The following is a 16,607-nucleotide window of genomic DNA, read 5'->3' on the forward strand; positions in this document are numbered from 1 at the left end:
ATGATGGCCTGCGCGGTTGCAAGGATGTGTTCCCTGACGCCAGTGTTATGTCGATCATCTTTCATGGACCGGGATATAGTGTCGAATAGACCAGTCGTCTAGGGCCCAGGCGAAAATAATCTCCCAATCCCGATAATCGCACATTTGCGCATTCCGCATGGGAGAAGATACTGGCCGTGCCGAGGCATGTGTGGCTGGCGTTCTGGTGGCAGGAGAAAGGGTGAAACACCGCCTTTTACGGCGCAATGCTGCAGCAGCCCAGAAGAAGCTCGGCACCGATTTCGGTTTCCAGCATCACCGTTGCCTCGAGCCCGAACAGCCGGTCCGACATGCCGTCCGAGCAGAGCTTTGGCGTCATGAAGACGGTAACATTCGCCCCCGGCCCGGTGCCGGCGGCAAAGACCCGGCGCGGATCGCGAAAGACCGGGGATGACAAAACACGCCGCAAAGGGAGTCGCATTTCGTCATGGTCGGGGCGCGAAAGCGTGATCTCTTCTGCAGCGGGCCGCAGCGCCCAGAACGGTTCCGTGCCGTGACAGACAAGCGAGGGCGGAAGGCCGCCGTCCTCCCATATGCCGACCTGATAGGCGAGGTAGCGTGCCGCGACCCATCCTGTCCGCTCATCCCGGTTGATCCGGGCCCAGCGACCGGTCGCATCGAATTCCACCACCTCGATATCGCGCGTGTCGGCGGAGAGCGTGCCGATGATCCCGGCGGTGGCAGAGGGTTCCGCGCGGATGTTCAGCACGTCGTCGGCGCGGACCCCTTCGACGTCAAAAAGCGTCGGCAGGATGTATTCGCGGGTCGCCAGCGCGGGCTGCGAAAGTCCCGCCAACATCGCGACGGCCAGCAGGACCCGGGCGGACATGACAAGCCATAAGCGCATTCTCCGATCTCCCTCTGCTGCCGATGCGATGGGCTATAGCCCAAAGATGCGCCCGGATCATCGGTCTTGCGGTTCCATTTCACATGGGCGGGATGTCGCCGCGCGGGAACTCCTGCGGCAACCGGGGCGTTGGCAGTGTTGATGCCGCAGAGTCCACATGCGAGACTCGGGGGGCAACCACGGGGAGAGACGGGCGGTGACAGGCGGATTTCGGGGGCTGCGCGCGGCGCTGACAATGGCTTTGGTCACGGCGCAGCCGGCCTTTGCGCAGGAAGTGCGGTTTTCTGCCCCCGGCGTAAGCGACAATATTCAGGACCAGCTTCGGGGGGCGTCCCTTTTGCTCGAACGGCAAGAGGCGGGCGTGACATCGCCGACCGAGCTTCTGGCGGCGGCGCAGTCGGACTATGGCAGGCTGATTGGCGTTCTTTACGGCGAGGGACGCTATTCCGCCGTGATCCAGATCCTCGTGGACGGGCGAGAGGCGGCCTCCATCGCTCCGCTTGCGGTGCCGTCGACGATCGGCACCATCGACATGATCGTGAACTCCGGTCCGCAATTCCGCTTTTCCCGCGCCGAGGTTGCGCCGGTCGCCCCCGATACCGAATTGCCCGAGGGTTTCGCGCCGGGCGCCCGCGCCGAAAGCAACCTGATCCGACAGGCCGCGACGGCGGCGGTGGATGGCTGGCGCGAGGTGGGCCATGCCAAGGCCGCGCCAGCCGGCCAGCGGATCGTGGCGGACCATGAGGCGGCGCTTCTGGATGCACAGATCGCCGTAAATCCCGGTCCGCGCGTACGGTTCGGAAACCTTCTGATCAGCGGCGAACGCCGGATGCGGCCCGAACGGATCGCAGCCATCGCAGGCTTTCCGACCGGAGAGGTTTTCAGCCCGCAGGCGATCAACCGTTCCGCCGACCGCCTGCGCCGGACGGCGGTGTTCCGGTCGGTGGTCCTGACCGAGGCGGAACAGCTGCGCGACGGGGACGTACTCGACATGTCGCTTGCCGTTGTCGAGGAATTGCCCCGGCGCCTCGGCTTCGGCGCCGAGATCGCGTCGAACGAGGGCGCGTCGCTCAATGCCTACTGGCTTCACCGTAACCTCCTGGGCGGGGCCGAGCGGCTGCGGCTCGATGCAGGGCTCGGCGGCATCGGTGCCGATGTCGGCGGGCGCGACTATCGGCTGACGGCGCGGCTGGACCGACCCGCGACCTTTACGCCCGACACCTCGGTCTTCGTCTTTACCGGCGTCGAGCGGGTGAATGAGCGCGATTACTCCGCCGACCGCGCCTTCATCAGCACCGGCCTGTCGCATTTCTTTACCGACCGGATCACCGGCGAGATCGCGATAGACCTGCGCTGGGAACGGGCCGAGGACGAGATCGGGCCGATCAACCTTTCGACCGTCGCGCTGCCGGTCCGGGGTGTCTGGGATGACCGGAACAGCACGCTCAACCCCACGGGCGGCACCTATCTGGAGGCCGCGGCAACCCCCTTTGCCGGGCTCTCGGATGCGGCCGGGAACGGCGCGCGGCTGCGGTTCGACGCGCGTGCCTATCGTGGCTTTGGCGAGGATGACCGTTTTGTGGTGGCAGGGCGCCTGCAGGGCGGATCGGTGATCGGCGCGGGCGTGTTCGAGACGCCAAGGGATTTCCTGTTCTACTCCGGCGGTGGCGGGACGGTGCGCGGCCAGCCCTATCAGTCGCTCGGGCTCGACAGCACCTATACCGGCGCCCGGACGGGTGGCACGCCCGTGACCATCCGCACGGGCGGGCGCAGTTTCCTTGGCGCCTCGGGCGAATTGCGCGCCCGCGTCTGGCGCAATATCGGGCTGGTCGGGTTTGCGGATGCGGGGTTCATCGGGGCCGACAGCTTTGGCGACGGCGACTGGCACGCGGGCGCGGGGCTTGGCCTGCGCTATGACACGGGCATCGGCCCGATCCGTCTTGACGTGGCGGCCCCTGTCCAGGGCGACACCGGCGACGGGGTTCAGGTTTATATCGGTATCGGGCAGGCTTTCTGATGCGTTATCTCGTCTTTCTTCTGTGCTTCCTGCCCACGCTCGCCCTGGCGCAGGAAAACGACGGCAATTTCGTGACGCGGTTTCTTGAAAACGCGCTGTCCGGGCAGAACCGGAACGTGTCGATCAGCGGCTTTCAGGGCGCGCTGTCGTCGCGGGCGACAGTGCAGGAAATTGTGGTTTCCGACGATGAGGGGCCATGGCTTGTCATCCGCGAGGCCGTGCTGGACTGGAACCGCCTTGCCGTCCTGCGCGGGCGCATCGAAATCGACGAACTGGCCGCGACCGAAATCGAAGTGCTGCGCCGTCCAGGCACGACGACCGATCCCGATGCCGTCATCGCACCCGAGGCACGGCCCTTTGCGCTGCCGGAACTTCCCGTGTCGGTGCGGATTGGCCAGCTCAATGTGCCGCGGCTTCATCTGGGCACGCCCGTTTTTGGCGAAGAGGTCGATGTCTCGGTCGCGGGATCGGTGCAGCTCGTGGGCGGCGAGGGGCAGGCGACACTCGACATCCAGCGCATTGACGGGCAGGCCGCGCGGTTCATCATCGACGGGCACTACGTGAACGAGACACAGGCGCTCCGCCTCGGGCTCGAACTGACAGAGGAGCAGGGGGGTATCATCTCGCGCCTTCTTGGCCTTCCGGATGCGCCGGCTCTGGAACTCGTGGTGGATGGCGATGGCACGCTTGATGACTTCGGTGCAGATATCCGGCTTGTAACCGACGGAATCGAACGGATCGGTGGTCGCGTCATTCTTGTGGCCGAAGCGGATGCGGACGGTGCCGTGACCCGGCGCTTTACGGCCGATGTCGGCGGCGATATCGCGCCCTTGTTCGCCCCCGAATATCAGGACTTCTTTGGCCCGCAGATCGCGCTGCGGATCGACGGCGCGCGGGAACCGGACGGGCGGGTGGTTCTGTCGGATCTCGACCTGTCGGCGCAATCCCTGATCCTGCGTGGCGATCTTGCCATCGGGGCGGACGGCCTGCCGGAGCGGATCGACATCACGGGCCGCATCAGTTCTGTCGATGGCGACAGTGTGTTGCTGCCGATCAGCCCGCGGACCGAGGTGCGCGCCGTCGACCTTGTTCTCGCCCTTGACGATGTGGCGGATGACGGCTGGCAGATGCGACTGCAGGTCTCCGGACTGGAAAGGAACAGCATCGCCTTTGACCAGCTTCGCGTGACGGGGCAGGGAACCATCGCGCGGGCGACCGCAGAGGCCGGGCGGCAGGTTGCGGGCACCATCGCCTATGCCGCGGTCGGGATCGACCCGCGAGATCCCGCCCTGAGCGCCGCGCTTGGCCCCGATATCGGGGGTGAGGCCGAGTTCCGGTGGCAGGATGGCGATCCGTTGCAGCTTCCGCGGTTCACGCTTGAGGGGGCGGATTACGGCATCAGCGGCAACGCGGTGGTCGAGGGGCTTGACGCCGCGCTGCGCCTGTCCGGCGTCGTGCAGGCCGAGGCGCAGGACATTTCCCGACTCTCGGATCTTGCGGACCGTCCGCTTTCGGGGGCGGCGCGGGTGGATCTGACCGGGGCGTTTTCGCCCCTGTCGCGCGAATTCGACGTAGAGATGGCTGTTCTCGGTCAGGACCTGACCTTTGATCAGCCCGAACTCGACAACCTTCTGGCGGGCGAAAGCCGCATAAGCGCCTCTGCACGGCGCGACGAGACGGGGCTCGAGCTTCGCAGCCTGGAGGCCATCGCGCGCACCCTCTCGGCCCAGGCCTCTGGCCGGATCACGAGCGCGGGCGGTGAGTTTCTTGCCGATCTGGACTTTGCCGACCTCGCGGTGCTGGGCGATCCTTATCGGGGCCGTGCGGCGGCGAATGTGCGGTTGGGGATCGACCCGGCCGGGGCGCAGACGGTGCAACTGACCGGGACCGGAAACGGCCTTGCCATCGGTCAGCCGCAGGCCGATGCGCTTCTGGCCGGTGAGAGCAACATTCTCCTCTCGGCGGTTCGGGATGGGGAAACAATCGCGATCAATCTGCTGGAGTTGTCTGCCGCGTCACTGGCCGCGCGCATCGAGGGCGTCCTGCAAAGCGGGGCCAGCGCGCTTGATGCCGATGTAACCTTTACCGATCTTTCCGTGCTGGGTCAGGGTTTCGGCGGATCGCTGGCGGTCGAGGGGCGTCTGACGGAATCCGGGACGGCGCGCACGGTGCAGCTGACGGGCACGGGGACGAACCTTGCCGTCGGTCAGGCGCAGGCCAATGCCTTGCTGCGGGGACAGACCCGGCTCGAACTGGACGCGACCGAGGATGGCGGCGCGCTGACGCTGCGCAACCTTGTGCTTGAAAATCCGCAGATCAACGTCACTGCGTCGGGCGACGCCGAAGGGTCGAGCCGCCGTGTCACGATTGCCGCGCGTCTCGCGAACCTTGCCCTGCTCGTGCCGGATTTTCCGGGGCCGCTGACCATCAACGGCGCCGTCACGCAGAACGGCAATTATGCGGTCGACCTGACGGCGCAGGGTCCGGGCGGGATCAACGCGCGGATCAACGGGACGGCGGCGAGCGATTTCTCGGCGGTCGATCTGGGCATCAATGGATCGGCGCAGGCGGCGCTGGCCAATATCTTCATCCAGCCGCGCACGGTGACGGGGCCGCTCAACTTCAACCTGCGGGTCAACGGGCCGCCGGCGCTGTCGTCGCTGGCCGGCAGTGTCACGGCACAGGGGCTGCGGATCGTCGACCCGGCCTTGGGGCTGGCGCTGGAACAGGGAACGTTGCAGGCGAATCTCGGTGGCGGAAACGTCAATCTTCAGGCAAGCGCGGTCATTCCGGCCGGTGGGCAGGTGGTTCTGTCGGGGCCGGTCTCGCTCAGCGCGCCGTTTTCGTCCGACCTGAACCTGACACTGCGGAACGCGCGCATCACCGATCCGGATCTTTACGATACGACGGTGGACGGATCGCTGCGCATCAGCGGGCCGCTTGCCGGGGGTGGCACCATTGCCGGCACCCTGCAACTGGGCGAAACGAACCTGCAGATCCCGTCGACCGGCGGCAGTGGCAGTGGCTATATCCCGGACCCGATGCTGCATGTGAATGAACCCGCGGCGGTACGCGCCACGCGCAGCCGCGCCGGACTGCTGGACGAAGGGAACGGAAACGGCAATGGGGCCGGCGGAGGTGGCTTTGCCCTCAACGTCACGGTCAATGCGCCGAACCAGATCTTCATCCGCGGGCGCGGGCTGGATGCCGAACTGGGCGGCTCGATCAACCTTGGGGGGACGACGCAGGATATCATCCCGATCGGCCAGTTCTCATTGATCCGTGGCCGGCTGGATATCCTGGGGCAGCGGTTCACGCTGGATGAGGGGCTGGCCCGGCTGCAAGGCCGGTTCACCCCTTATATCCGGCTTGTTGCCTCGACCGTTGCGGATGGGGTGACGGCGAGCATCGTGATCGAGGGTGAGGCGAACGAGCCTGATATCACCTTCACCTCCAACCCGGACCTGCCGGAAGAAGAGGTCCTGGCCCGGCTGCTATTCGGGCGCGGGCTGACCAACCTGTCGCCGTTGCAGGCGGCGCAGCTTGCCAATGCGGTCGCGACGCTGGCGGGGCGTGGGGGCGAGGGCGTCGTGGGCCGGCTGCGCGATAGCTTCGGTCTCGACGATCTCGACATCACCACCGACGAGAGTGGGGAAACCGGCGTCCGCCTCGGGCGCTACCTGTCCGAGAATATCTATACCGATGTCACCGTGGGCGCAGGGGGCACGTCCGAGATCAACCTGAACCTCGATGTCACCCGTTCCGTCACGGTGCGCGGCCGGCTGGACAACGAAGGGGAAACCGGTTTGGGCATCTATTACGAACGGGATTACTGACGCGGTCATTGGGGTGCCCGGCGCAGCGCATCAACCGCGCGGCCGCCGGGCTCTTCCTCTGCCGCTGGTTCGCCCGCTGTATGGCCAAGCTCGGTGTTCAGCGAATATCCCAGAAGGATGGCATAGGCGCTGATATAGAACCACATGAGCAGGACAATCACCGCGCCGATCGATCCGTAAATCTCATTGTAATTCGTGAAGTTCGACAGGTAGGCCGAAAAACCGACCGAGGCGAAGGCCCAGAGGATGACCGCGAGCACAAGCCCGGGTGAAAGCCAGGGCGCCCGGTTGCCCCTGCTGTTGGGGCCATAGCGATAGAGCAAGCCGATCCCGAACATGATCGCCGCCACCGCGATTATCCAGCGCAGCACGCTGAGAAAAAGCCCCGCGACCGGCCCCATTGGCACGAAAGCCAGAATGATCGGCACGATGACAAGCGATCCGATCGTGACAAGGGCGACGAAAAGCAGGATCAGCGTCAGGAAAAGCGCCACGACGATTTCCATCACCCCGGCGCGTATATCGGTGCCCGCCACCGCGTTCAGGCCCCGCATCAGTGCGGCAATCCCGAGCCGGGAGGTCCAGAGCGCGGCGCCCATGGAAATCGCAGTCGTCCACCCGAGCGTGTTTTCATTCGCGCGCGAAAGCGCCTGCACCTGGCTGTAAATCAGGCGGTAGGCATCATCCGGCAGGAATTCCTGCAAGAGATCCAGTTGCTGCTCGATTGCACCCGGATCTGCGAGAAACCCGAAAAGCGATATGAGTGCTGCAATTCCGGGAAAAAGCGAAAACACGGCCCAGAACGCGACGCCGGATGCGATCAGTCCGACATGGCGTTCATTAACCGCGGTCCACATGCCATTCAGGACCTGGAACCATCGCTTGTTCTTGAGCTTTTTCACGGCCGCTCCACATGAAAATCGAGCCATGCCGAAGAAGCCGGCATGGTCAAAATGCAAGCGGCCCGCGATGGTTCCCTCCCTGCGGCCGGCGTGCAGCCGTAGCTGCGGCTCCGTCCCGCGATCAGCTTGCGATCAGGAATTCATCCAGCTTGCGGCCGCCGGCCAGCGCCTCGGACACCCAGCGGGGCTGGCGTCCGCGCCCGGTCCAGGTGAGCTCCGGATTATCGGGATGCGCATATTTCGGGGCAACGGGCTTGCGCCGTTTTCCGATGGCTGCGGTCAGTTCCGACAGGCTGAAACCCCGTTTTTTCGCAATGGCTTCCAGTTCCTGAAGCGTTTCCTGTTTTTGCCGTTCCTCGAATGTCTGAATGGCTGTGGCAACATCCTTCTGAAGTTGCTTCAGTTCCTTGAGCGATAAGGACTGCAGATCAACGGACATCTTATACTCCCCTAAAATCTCTTACCCTTGTGCGGTCATAAAAGAGTGGGACGGCCTGAGCAATGGCAAAAGCCCGATATATACGGAAGATACAATCTGCCGCTCCGTTTTCGCTTTTCCGATATTGATCTAAGGTGCGATGCTGATCTCCGTCTCCCAGTCCGCACATTTATCCTTTACGGAAACGGGAGGTGGTGCATCGGTAAAGAAAATATCGACCTCGGCAAGGGAGGCAATTCGGACCGGCGCGCTCCGGTGAAACTTGGACCGGTCCGCCACCAGAAACCGGCGCCGTGCCTGCGCAAGGATCGCCTGACTGACGCGCACCTCGCGGACATCGAAATCCAGAAGATCGCCGTCTTCGTCCAGCGCCGAGCTTCCGATCACCGCGAAATCGACCTTGAACTGGCGCACGACCTCCATCGTCATGTCGCCGACCAGCGCCGCATCGGTGCGCCGCAAAACACCGCCCGCGACCACCACTTCGGCCGAGGGGTTCTGCGCCATGATATTGGCGACGTTCAGGTTGTTCGTAACGACCATCAGGTTGTCATGTGAAAGCAGGGCGCGGGCGACGGCCTCGGTCGTGGTTCCGATATTCAGGAACAGCGATGCGTTATCGGGAATATGGCTTGCACAAAGCCGGCCGATCCGCTCTTTTTCCGCGCTGTGCAGATCGCGCCGTTGTTCGTAGCCGATATTCACCACGCCCGAACTCAGGATCGCGCCGCCATAGACGCGGGTCAGCTTGCCGGCCTCGGCCAGTTCAGTCAGGTCGCGGCGAATGGTTTGCAGCGTCACGCCGAAATGGTCGGCCAGTTCCTCGACCACAACCTTGCCGCGATCCCTGGCGAGCGTGAGAATTTCGGACTGGCGAAAGTTCTGTGGCACCTGATCCCCCCTGAGCGCGCGAACCGGCCGAGAACACCACGGAATGCGCAGCCGGAAAAGGCGCAATCGGACAAAGAGCCGCCCGATTGGCCGGAAGCGGTTGACAAGCACCGCTCTTTTCGCGGTCAATGGCGCATGGGACCTGCACCCCAAGGGCGTGCCGATCATCAAACGGGAGGAAAAGATGAAAAGAACCGGGCTGGCGCTTGTCGCCGCAATGAGCCTTGCAAGCACCGCATCCGCCTATGAACTTTCGATCGCCACGGGCGGGACGGGCGGCGTCTATTACCCCTATGGCGGCGGTCTGGCCGAACTTATCAATCGCCATGTCGAGGGTCACACCGCCTCGGCCGAGGTCACGGGCGCATCGGTCGAGAACATGGCGCTGATCTCGCGCGGTGACAGCGACATCGCTACCGTGCTCGCCGATACGGCTTATGCGGCCTATAACGGCACCGATCCCTTTGCCGAACGTCCGATGCCAGAGACGCGGGCGCTCGCCTCGATCTATCCGAACGCGGTGCAGCTTGTGGTGCTGGCCGACAGCCCGATCAACAGTCTTGCGGATCTGCGCGGGCAGCGCGTGTCGGTCGGCGCGCCGGGCTCGGGGACCGAGGTGAATGCCCAGGCGCTTCTGGAGGCGAACGGCATCACCTATGACGACTTCACCGCCGAGCGGCTGAATTTCAACGAGACCGCGGATGCGCTGCGCGACGGCGATATCGTCGCCGGCTTCTGGAGCGTCGGACCCCCGACCAGCAGCATCATGAACCTTGCCGCGACCCGGTCCATCCGGATCATCCCGATCAGCGATGAGGAAATCGCCGCCGCGGTAGAGCTTGAGCCGGTCTTTTCCGCCTACACGCTTGCCGCGGGCACGTATGACGGCATGACCGAGGACGTGCAGACGATCGCCATTCCCAACGTTCTGGTCGTGCATGAGGACATGGAGGAAGAGCTCGCCTACGAAATCACGCGCGTGCTGTTCGAACGTGTCGACGAGTTGATCGCGATCCACCCGGCGGCCAATGACACGACCGTCGAATTCTCCTTGTCCTCGACGCCGGTGCCGCTGCATCCCGGCGCGATCCGCTATTACCAGGAAATCGGGGCCGAGGTGCCGGAGCACCTGATGCCGTGAACGGTGCAGTATCCGGTGTCCAGAGTGCCGGTCTGGTCTGCCATTTTCGGCCTACTCGTTTTCGCCAGCGCCCCTGCGCTGGCGAATGCGCTTGAGATACATGTGGCGGACCAGCCGTCGATCAGATGGCATATTGACGGCGAATGGTGCCTGCACTGGTCGCATTCCGTCACCGGGGGGGCGGTTGCCGACTGCTTTGTCGGAAGGGACGGTCAGCTTTTTCTGACGCGCTCTTTCCTGCATGATGCGGCGGCCGGGCTTGGACATATTCCCGGGCGTGGTGTATTGCGCGACGTGCCGGGCGGTTACTGGATCGACGGCATTGACGAGCCACTGCCGGGAAACCGGCTCAGGCTCCGGGTTGGCGGCCCGACCGTGGGGCACGAATTACGCAGCGGCGATCAGGTGATCCCGCTGTCAGAGCAGTTTAGCGGTCAGCGGATCGAGTTGCGCTGGCATCCTGAAGAGTGAGGGGTCCATGGCTGATCTGAAACCGGGCATCGCAGGCATGCAGACCCATGTTCCCGAGGAATTGCGGACCGAGCCCGTCTTTCAGCCGCGACCTGTGATTATCGCAATTGCGATGGTCGGCATCGCTCTTTCGCTCTTTCAGCTTTATTCTGCCGGTGTGCGTCCGCTCGGGCTCTTCTACCAGCGGTCCATCCATCTTGCCTTCATCATGGCGCTCGCCTTCCTCATGTTCCCTGTCTTCGGCCCCCGGCGAAAGCGGGGCGTGATCGGCTGGTTGATCGACGCGGTATTTCTGGTCGCGGCTGTCGCGAGCGGCGCCTATCTGGTCATCAATCTGGACGCGATCATCGCCCGCGCCGGCTTCTGGTCCCAGCTCGACATCTTCATGGGGATCGTGACCACCGTCGCGGTACTGGAGGCGAGCCGCCGCGCCATTGGTCTTGGCATGACCATAATCGGGGCCGTTGCCATTCTCTACGCGCTCGCTGGCCCGCGCGGGGCGCTTCCCTGGCTGGGGGAATGGATGCCCGGCATCCTTTCGCATCGCGGCAACAGCATCGACCGGCTGGTCGGGCAGCTCTACCTCGGACAAGAGGGCATCTTCGGCCTGCCGCTGGGGGTCGCCGCGACCTACATCTTTGTCTTCGTCCTCTTTGGCGCCTTTCTGGAGGTGACTGGGGCGGGCCGCTTCTTCATCGATCTTGCCTATGCCGCCACGGGGCGCAAGGCCGGTGGTCCTGCCAAGGCAGCCGTGCTCGCCTCGGCCGGGATGGGCTCGATCTCGGGCTCAGCCATCGCGAATGTGGTGACGACGGGGGCCTTTACCATCCCGCTGATGAAGCGTCTCGGCTATCGCCCTGCGCAGGCCGGCGGGATCGAGGCGGCGGCTTCGACGGGCGGGCAGATAACGCCGCCGCTGATGGGGGCAGGGGCCTTTCTCATCTCGGAATTCACCCGGACGCCTTACATTGACATCGTCATGGTCTCGATCTTTCCGGCGGTGCTTTATCTCGGGACCGTCTATCTTTTTGTCCATCTGGTGGCGATGAAGGCGGGGATGAAGGGAATGTCCGCCGCCGAACTTCCGGTCGTACGCCAGGTGCTTGCGGCCGGCTGGCAGTTCATCGTGCCGCTGGTGGTTCTGGTCTGGCTGCTCGTGAACAATGTCTCGCCGATGCGGGTGGGCTTCTGGGCGATCATGTCGGTGATCGCGGTCACGCTGTTGCGCGCCGGGTTCGAGATGGTCTTTCTCGATCCCCGCCGTGGACGTCCGCTTACTGCCGCGCGCGTGACTGAGGCAGTGAGCCGCGGCATAGCATTGTTCTTTGAGGCGCTCGCGCTTGGGGCGCGGAACGCCGTCGCGGTTTCCATCGCCTGTGCGGTTGCGGGAATAATCGTCGGCGTGGTGGGGCTGACCGGGCTGGGGCTCAAGTTCTCGTCCATGATGGTCGCCTTTTCGGGCGGCAACATCGTTCTTGCGCTGATCCTCGTCCTGCTGGCAAGCCTTGTGCTGGGGCTCGGCCTGCCTGTCACGGCGGCCTATATCGTGCTGATCGTGCTTGTCGGCCCGGCGCTGTCATCCGAGTTCGGTATTCCGCTGCTGATCGCGCACCTGGTCGTCTTCTGGTACAGTCAGGACAGTAATGTCACACCTCCGGTCGCGCTGGCGGGCTTTGCCGGCGCGGCCATCGCTGGCGCCAAGCCGATGGAGACGAGCGTTCAGGCCTGGAAATTTGCCAAGGGCCTCTACCTCATCCCGGCCTTCATGGTGTTCAATCCGGAAATCATCATGGGCGGGCCGCTGCCCTATGTAATCTGGACAGGTGCGGTCGCCATCCTTGCGCTGGTCTGTTTTGCGGCGGCGCTCGAGGGGTGGCTTTTCACCCGGATGGATCTGATTTCACGTGTCCTGGTCGTGCCCGCGACCATCGGGGTCTTTTACCCGATGTTCGCGGTCGAGGTCGCTGGCGCGGCCCTGTTGCTGGGGATCGTGGCGTTCAACTGGTGGCGTTCGCGGAACCCGGACCCAGAAGCCGCGCCATCGCGCTGAGGTCCTCGCGCCCAAGGCCATGACCGGCACCGGGCCAGATCCGCGTTTCGGGTTCGGCGCCGATCGCTCGGAACGTCTCGGCACTGCGTTCCACGCGCGACAGTGGAATGTGGGGGTCACGCGCGTGGCAACTGATCCAGACGGGCATGCCGTCGGCGCGACCGGCATAGTCGAACCGTTTCTCGCCATAGCCGTAGAGCGCGGGTTCAGCCCCCCCTCCGGCATCGCCCGTCCCGACCAGCCCGCCCGAAAAGCCGAAGACCGAATGCAGGCCGCCGTGCCGTGCCGCGTATTCCAGCGCCAGACAGGCGCCCTGACTGAATCCCGCCAGCGCGATGCGATCACGCGTCAGGCCCGCCGCTTCCAATGTGCCGATCGCGGCGTCAACGTCGGCCAGCGCCCTGTCCAGCCATGGCGCGAGGGCATCATGAGGCGCGAGGAAGCTGACCGGCCACCAGGAGTTCCCCGCCGCCTCGGGGGCGACGAGGGCCAGATCCTGCAGCCCGGCCTGCGCTGGCAGCCCCAGCATATCCGCTGCACTCCCGCCCCGGCCGTGCAAAAGCACAAGGCCGAGACGCGCCGTTTCGGCAGGCATACCCCCCCGGCGAATCGTCATTCCGGCACCCGCAGGGGCGGCAAACTAGCCTCGATCCGGGCGCGGATGCCTTCGTATTGCGGCGGCAGCTTCAGCGACCGGCCCAAGGCCTCTGGTGCCTCATCCACCGCAAAACCCGGCGGGTCGGTGGCGACCTCGAACAGGATGCCGCCCGGTTCGCGGAAGTAAATGGCATTGAAATACTGCCGGTCGATCTGCGGTGTCACCTGCATCCCTGCAACCGACAGCGCCTCTCTCAGATCATTCTGCATCGCATCGTCCAGCGCGCGGAAGGCGACGTGGTGGATGGTTCCGGCGCCGGGCTGCGCGCGGGGGGCGTCATCGACGCGCAGCAGATCCACGACCGAGGCGCGACCACCGCCCTTGGCGACAAGGCGCAGACGCTCTTGCCCCGCAGCGGATTCGTGCCCTGCCTCTTCATACCCGAAAACGGTCGTCAGTATCCGTGCGGTCGGGCCCGGGTCACGCAGCCACAGCGTGACCGAATGAAACCCGTCATCCGCATCGCCCGAAAGGCCAGCGGTGCCGACAAGTTCCAGTTTCTGGCCATCCGGGTCGCGCAGCGGCAGGACGCGGTCGCCGAACCTCTGTTCCTCTGGCAGCAGCGTGACGCCGGCGCCGCGCAGGCGTTCTGCCCAACCGTCGAGCGAGGTTTCAGGTACGGCATAGGCAAAGCTTTCGGTCATGCCATGGCCGGCCCGCCCTTGCCGGGCGCCTGCGAACGGGAAAAACGTCAGGATTGTTCCCGGCGCACCTTCGGCATTTCCATAATAAAGGTGATAGGTGCCGGGGTCATCGAAGTTCACGGTCTTCTTGACCAGCCTTTGCCGCAACGGTCCGACATAGAAATCGACATTCGGTTGCACCTCGCCGGTGATCGCGGTGACGTGGTGAAGTCCAGGGACGTGATGGGACATGATTGGGTTCTCCTGGTGTGGTGTGCCAGAGATGGGCCGCAGTGACGTCCACGGCAATGCCTTTTGCCCGCGCGCTTCCTGTGCGGCGCTGCACAACCGGCAGAAAGCCAGCGCCGGTGGACAAGCGGGGCCCGCGGACATATGGTGCCGCCATGACATGGGATGCGGAACTCGACGCGATCGGGCTTTTATGCCCGCTGCCGGTGCTCAAGGCGCGCAAACGCATTTCATCCCTGCCCCCGGGCGGGGTGCTGCGCCTTCTGGCGACGGACCCGGCGGCGCATGTGGATGTGCCGCATTACTGCGCCGAGGCGGGGCACACCCTGCTGGAAACCGCAGAAGAGGGCGAAACGCTCGTCTTCCTGATCCGCAAGAAAGGCTAGTTGCGGTAGTCGTCGCTTGTGCGCACCCGCGGACGCGGGGCGCCTTCGTGCGGGTCGAAACCGTCATTCACCACCGATTGCACGCGGCAGTCGTCGCACATGGTCAGGACGCGCAGCCGCGCCTCGCCGGCCGGGCCGGCGAACATCCAGTGGTCCGACAGCTTTGCCTGCACCCGTTCGATGCTCGATCGCGTACCAAAGGCCTTGCCGCAGGATGTGCAGCAGAACGGCTCTTCCTCTTTCAGGATGCGGCGCGGCTGGTTCCATGCGTCAAAGTCGATCCGCGGTTCCAGGGTGATGGCGGTTTCCGGGCAGGTCGCGGCGCAAAGCCCGCATTGCACGCAGGCGCTTTCGGTAAAGCGCAGCATCGGCTGGTTCGGGTTGTCGGCCAGCGCGCCGGTCGGGCAGACCCCCACGCAGGACAGGCAAAGCGTGCAGGCCGCCGTATCCAGCACCACGGCGCCAAAGGGCGCGCCGGCCTCCAGCGGGATCTGCCGCGCGGGCGAGGGCGCGGTCTGGTTCATCTCTTCGAACGCGGTGGTGAGCAGGCTGCGCTTGGCGCCGGGCGCAAGGAAGGACGACCGTTTGTCCCGTGCCGCCGGGGCAGGGGGCCAGAGCGCGGCCTCCATCGCATCGGGATCATCGGCCTGAACAAGCGCGATTGTGCCCGCCCCATGACCCATGGCGCTGCCGGTCGTGGCCATCAGGTCGAGCGTCGCCTCCAGCCCGCCGATGTCGTGGCGCGGGCGGTGCGGCGTCAGGATGCGGACGACCCCGGCGCCATAGGCAAGCGCCGCGGCCATGATTTCCGGGCCGATCTGCGTCACCTCGTTCACCAGCACCGGAATGACATGCGCGGGCAGGCCCCGCCCGAACCGGGCCGAGGCGTCGATCAACGGGGTTCCATGGGCATCGTCATGCAACAGCACGACCGGCGCGACCGTGCCGCCGGCCTGATACCAGGTCCGCAGCAGCGTCCGCAGGCGGCGCGCAAGGCTTTCGACGTCCGGCAGGGCGTAGCTTGCCGCCCCGGTCGGGCAGGCGGCGGCGCATTGGCCGCAGCCCGCACAGATGTTCGGGTCTATCGCCACGGTGTCGCCCGCGGGTGTGATCGCCCCCGTCGGACAGAGGTCGAGGCAGCGGGTACAGCCCGTCGTCTTGTTGCGCGAATGGGCGCAAAGCTGCGGCGCAAAGCTGATGAAGCGCGGCTTGTCAAACGTGCCGACCATGCCGGCGGCCTGCCGCAGCGTTTCGGCCACGGCCACCGGGTCGCGGGGATCGGCCCGGAAATAACCAGGACGCAGATCATCCGCAGGGAACAGCGGGCGACCGCCGGTCAGGTCGATCACCAGATCGCAGCGCGACACCGCACCGTTCCGCGCGCCCTCGAACACCAGCGTCTGCCGGGATGAAGGGGCGGGCGCCGCATAGGCATCGACCGTCAGTTCAAATGCGCCCAAGACGCCCTGCGCCTTGCGGATCTGCCCCTGCAACACGGGGAACACCGTGCGGCGCGGCGGCGTGACCGTTGCCCCCGGCACGATCAGCACCGTCACGTCCAGACTGTCGGCAAGGGTGGCCGCCGCCGCAACGGCCTCATCCCCGGCCCCGAGGATCAGCGCAACGCCCGCGCTTTCCATCGAGGTGATCTCATACGGGTTCGCCTCTTCGGCGGCGGCGGCGATCAGGGCGGCCATCTTGGGCCCGGCGGCGCGGGCATCTGCCGACCAGCCGCCGGTTTCGCGGATATTGGCAAAGAGGATATCGGTCACGCCATGTTCTTCGGCGACTTCCTCGAACAGCGGCTGTTCCTGCGTGCAGGCGACCGTGACCGGCACGCCTTCGGCCAATGCACCGCGAAAGCGGTCGAGCTGGGCGCGGCAAAGCTGTGTCGCGCCTTCCGCGATCCTCCCGCAGCCGGCGCGTTCCAGGGCCCGTTCGTCCAGCGGCATCGTCCCTTCGCACGAACAGGTCAGAATAAGGCGCGGAGTGGCGGGCATGGCTGGCATCCTGTGCTGGCGGTCTGCTTGCCCTTGCCGGAGACGGGCAAGGTGCGTT

General features: G+C 65.2%; 13 protein-coding genes. 6 read left to right on the plus strand and 7 right to left on the minus strand.

The window, feature by feature from the left end; all coding sequences use genetic code 11:
• Positions 1–235 precede the first annotated feature (235 nt).
• The gene (locus ACFSGJ_RS18535; protein WP_390265329.1) at positions 236–886 is read right to left on the minus strand and encodes a COG3650 family protein; all 651 of its coding nucleotides are present in this window, start codon (positions 884–886) and stop codon (positions 236–238) included.
• Between the two features lie 196 nt (positions 887–1,082).
• Between ACFSGJ_RS18535 and ACFSGJ_RS18540 the strand changes: the two genes are divergently transcribed.
• Together ACFSGJ_RS18540 and ACFSGJ_RS18545 are read left to right on the plus strand one after the other, a co-directional pair.
• Positions 1,083–2,903 carry an autotransporter assembly complex protein TamA gene (locus ACFSGJ_RS18540; RefSeq protein ID WP_390265332.1) on the plus strand — a complete coding sequence of 607 codons (1,821 nt, stop codon included), beginning with the start codon at positions 1,083–1,085 and terminating at the stop codon, positions 2,901–2,903.
• Positions 2,903–6,739 carry a translocation/assembly module TamB domain-containing protein gene (locus ACFSGJ_RS18545; protein WP_390265335.1) on the plus strand — a complete coding sequence of 1,279 codons (3,837 nt, stop codon included), beginning with the start codon at positions 2,903–2,905 and terminating at the stop codon, positions 6,737–6,739. The genes ACFSGJ_RS18540 and ACFSGJ_RS18545 overlap by 1 nt, the downstream gene beginning before the upstream one ends.
• 5 nt (positions 6,740–6,744) lie before the next feature.
• Here the strand turns inward: ACFSGJ_RS18545 and ACFSGJ_RS18550 are convergent, their stop codons facing one another.
• The 3 genes from ACFSGJ_RS18550 to ACFSGJ_RS18560 form a co-directional block, all read right to left on the minus strand.
• A complete protein-coding gene (locus ACFSGJ_RS18550) occupies positions 6,745–7,641 on the minus strand; it encodes a YihY/virulence factor BrkB family protein (RefSeq protein ID WP_390265337.1) in 897 nt (298 codons plus the stop codon).
• Between the two features lie 121 nt (positions 7,642–7,762).
• Positions 7,763–8,080, minus strand: a complete 318-nt coding sequence (locus ACFSGJ_RS18555) for an H-NS histone family protein (RefSeq protein WP_390265340.1) — start codon at positions 8,078–8,080, stop codon at positions 7,763–7,765.
• A 129-nt stretch (positions 8,081–8,209) separates the two neighbouring features.
• Positions 8,210–8,971: a DeoR/GlpR family DNA-binding transcription regulator gene (locus ACFSGJ_RS18560; protein ID WP_390265343.1), complete on the minus strand. Its 762-nt coding sequence runs from the start codon at positions 8,969–8,971 to the stop codon at positions 8,210–8,212.
• A 184-nt stretch (positions 8,972–9,155) separates the two neighbouring features.
• Between ACFSGJ_RS18560 and ACFSGJ_RS18565 the strand changes: the two genes are divergently transcribed.
• From ACFSGJ_RS18565 to ACFSGJ_RS18575, 3 genes are all read left to right on the plus strand, one after another.
• Positions 9,156–10,112, plus strand: coding sequence for a TAXI family TRAP transporter solute-binding subunit (locus ACFSGJ_RS18565; RefSeq protein WP_390265346.1), 957 nt, complete (start codon positions 9,156–9,158; stop codon positions 10,110–10,112).
• Between the two features lie 102 nt (positions 10,113–10,214).
• On the plus strand, positions 10,215–10,583 hold the full coding sequence (locus ACFSGJ_RS18570) for a DUF1850 domain-containing protein (RefSeq protein ID WP_390265349.1): 369 nt from the start codon (positions 10,215–10,217) through the stop codon (positions 10,581–10,583).
• Between the two features lie 7 nt (positions 10,584–10,590).
• Positions 10,591–12,633, plus strand: a complete 2,043-nt coding sequence (locus ACFSGJ_RS18575; protein WP_390265352.1) for a TRAP transporter permease — start codon at positions 10,591–10,593, stop codon at positions 12,631–12,633.
• Here ACFSGJ_RS18575 and ACFSGJ_RS18580 read toward each other — a convergent pair.
• Together ACFSGJ_RS18580 and ACFSGJ_RS18585 are read right to left on the minus strand one after the other, a co-directional pair.
• Entirely contained in the window at positions 12,581–13,249 is a 669-nt protein-coding gene (locus ACFSGJ_RS18580) for an alpha/beta hydrolase (protein WP_390265355.1), read from the minus strand. The genes ACFSGJ_RS18575 and ACFSGJ_RS18580 overlap by 53 nt on opposite strands.
• Complete coding sequence (locus ACFSGJ_RS18585) at positions 13,246–14,166, minus strand: ring-cleaving dioxygenase (RefSeq protein ID WP_390265358.1); 921 nt, start codon at positions 14,164–14,166, stop codon at positions 13,246–13,248. The genes ACFSGJ_RS18580 and ACFSGJ_RS18585 overlap by 4 nt, the downstream gene beginning before the upstream one ends.
• 152 nt (positions 14,167–14,318) lie before the next feature.
• Between ACFSGJ_RS18585 and ACFSGJ_RS18590 the strand changes: the two genes are divergently transcribed.
• Positions 14,319–14,549 (plus strand): sulfurtransferase TusA family protein, encoded by a 231-nt coding sequence (locus tag ACFSGJ_RS18590; protein ID WP_390265361.1) that lies wholly within the window; start codon positions 14,319–14,321, stop codon positions 14,547–14,549.
• Here the strand turns inward: ACFSGJ_RS18590 and ACFSGJ_RS18595 are convergent.
• A complete protein-coding gene (locus tag ACFSGJ_RS18595; RefSeq protein WP_390265364.1) occupies positions 14,546–16,549 on the minus strand; it encodes a 4Fe-4S dicluster domain-containing protein in 2,004 nt (667 codons plus the stop codon). The genes ACFSGJ_RS18590 and ACFSGJ_RS18595 overlap by 4 nt on opposite strands.
• Between the last annotated feature and the right edge of the window lie 58 nt (positions 16,550–16,607).

Source organism: Halodurantibacterium flavum (assembly GCF_042681825.1).
Classification (GTDB): Bacteria; Pseudomonadota; Alphaproteobacteria; order Rhodobacterales; family Rhodobacteraceae; genus Halodurantibacterium; species Halodurantibacterium flavum.